The 1,569-nt window shown below is 33.7% G+C and carries 4 protein-coding genes; all 4 read right to left on the reverse strand.

Annotation, left to right across the window (positions count from 1 at the left end):
- Window positions 1-57: 57 nt before the first annotated feature.
- Window positions 58-330 carry a helix-turn-helix domain-containing protein gene (locus tag ACX6CF_RS25770; RefSeq protein ID WP_458788251.1) on the reverse strand — a complete coding sequence of 91 codons (273 nt, stop codon included), beginning with the start codon at window positions 328-330 and terminating at the stop codon, window positions 58-60.
- A complete protein-coding gene (locus tag ACX6CF_RS25775; RefSeq protein WP_458788252.1) occupies window positions 323-673 on the reverse strand; it encodes a type II toxin-antitoxin system RelE/ParE family toxin in 351 nt (116 codons plus the stop codon). The genes ACX6CF_RS25770 and ACX6CF_RS25775 overlap by 8 nt, the downstream gene beginning before the upstream one ends.
- Window positions 674-698: 25 nt before the next feature.
- On the reverse strand, window positions 699-1,019 hold the full coding sequence (locus tag ACX6CF_RS25780; protein ID WP_458788253.1) for a DUF6809 family protein: 321 nt from the start codon (window positions 1,017-1,019) through the stop codon (window positions 699-701).
- Between the two features lie 167 nt (window positions 1,020-1,186).
- Window positions 1,187-1,569: TnpV protein (locus ACX6CF_RS25785; protein ID WP_458788254.1), on the reverse strand; the 383-nt coding region annotated here is incomplete at its 5' end.

Here is a 1,569-nt window from a genome sequence, read left to right on the forward strand (position 1 = left end):
CTGTGGTATTCATTAATACAACAAAAAATCCGACTACATCATTGCAGTCGAACTCGCTTATCTAAATTCTATATGAAGTTCTTTTCCTAGTGCATGAGCAATTCTTTTAAGAAACGCTATGCTCGGATTATAATTGGCATTTTCAAGCCTACTAATGTGACTTTGCTGTATGCCAGTCAGAGTTGACAGTTCCTTTTGAGTGAGCTTTTTTTCTTTCCTTGCATCAATCATGGCTTGTTTAATCTCATATTCTACAGCTAGATCATCGTATTCCTTTTTAAACTCGGGGTCTTTCATACATTCATCTAAATAGTTGTTAAAATCAGTCATTGCTATGCCTCCTTTCAAACGCCATCTTATATTTTATTGCCTTTTCTATTTCTCTTGGCGGTGTTTTCTGTGTCTTCTTTATGAAGCCATGGGTTAGTATAATATTATTGTTTACGTAAAAGAAATAGTATATCCTTGATATATTACTTGAGAACTTAATTCTAAGTTCAAATATCCCCTTATCAATATACTTGCAGTGGGGTTCTCGTAGTTCCTGTCCATTATCTCTTAGGAGCGTTATTTCCCTTAACGCTTTCGCTTTCATCTTTGTATCTAAGCTATCAAGAAATTCTCTTACTGGTTCTTTTCCATTGTCACTTTGAAAGAATTTTATATTATGCATCACTATCTCCTACTTATATAATATGCTATATATGGCATATTGTCAATATTGGTTTATGTAGTTTCAAAGTTTTTCTAATCATTTCTTCACTATATATTTCAGCGGCTAATCTAAATCCCGCTTTAAATCCATAGGCAAAATGGGTTTTACATTCTATCATAGAACGCCCCGCTTCCATATCTGCTAACTTATCAAATATTTGTCTTTGCTCTTGGTTGATTTTCTTGAAAAATTCATCTTCTTCCTTCATAATTTCTGAACTGCATTCATTATATTCATCTGTTCGAGTGAACTTATCAAATGAGTTAATTTCCCCTACAAATAGTTGTTCTATTATTGATTTCATGTACTCCTCCTTGTATTGTGTAATCATTAAATATACGTTGAATTCCACAATAAAGAGATGTATACTATATTTGCCTCTGCTTATTGTGGGGGTAGATTGAAGCAGTGTTCTGATTTAGCGATTGGGCACTGCTTCATTCATTTTTTTCCATTAAAACACCAAAAATTTTATCTTGGCATATACACTATTTCACTAAGTACAATTTCTTCTGCTCTCGCTCTTATCATTTCCCTGTGCTTATAGCTCTCGTAAAAATTCTCTGGATTTAATATCGGGGCTTTCATTAACATCTGCTTTTGCAAAACTTCCATCATCTGATGAGCTTCCTCATTGACTTTATACATGATTTCCATCAATGCCCCTTCTGCTCTCAATAGACTGTATCTGTATGGATTCTCATTTTTTAAATAACTCATAGCTATACTTCCATATTTGCCTATCTGAAGTTCAGGGTTCGATACTTCTATAACAGGTTCTAAAAATCCTTGCTCAGTCATTCTATAGTCAAGCTCAATAGCTTGCATCATGACACCTCCTAGTATAATAATGT

The organism is Vallitalea sediminicola, assembly GCF_054408565.1.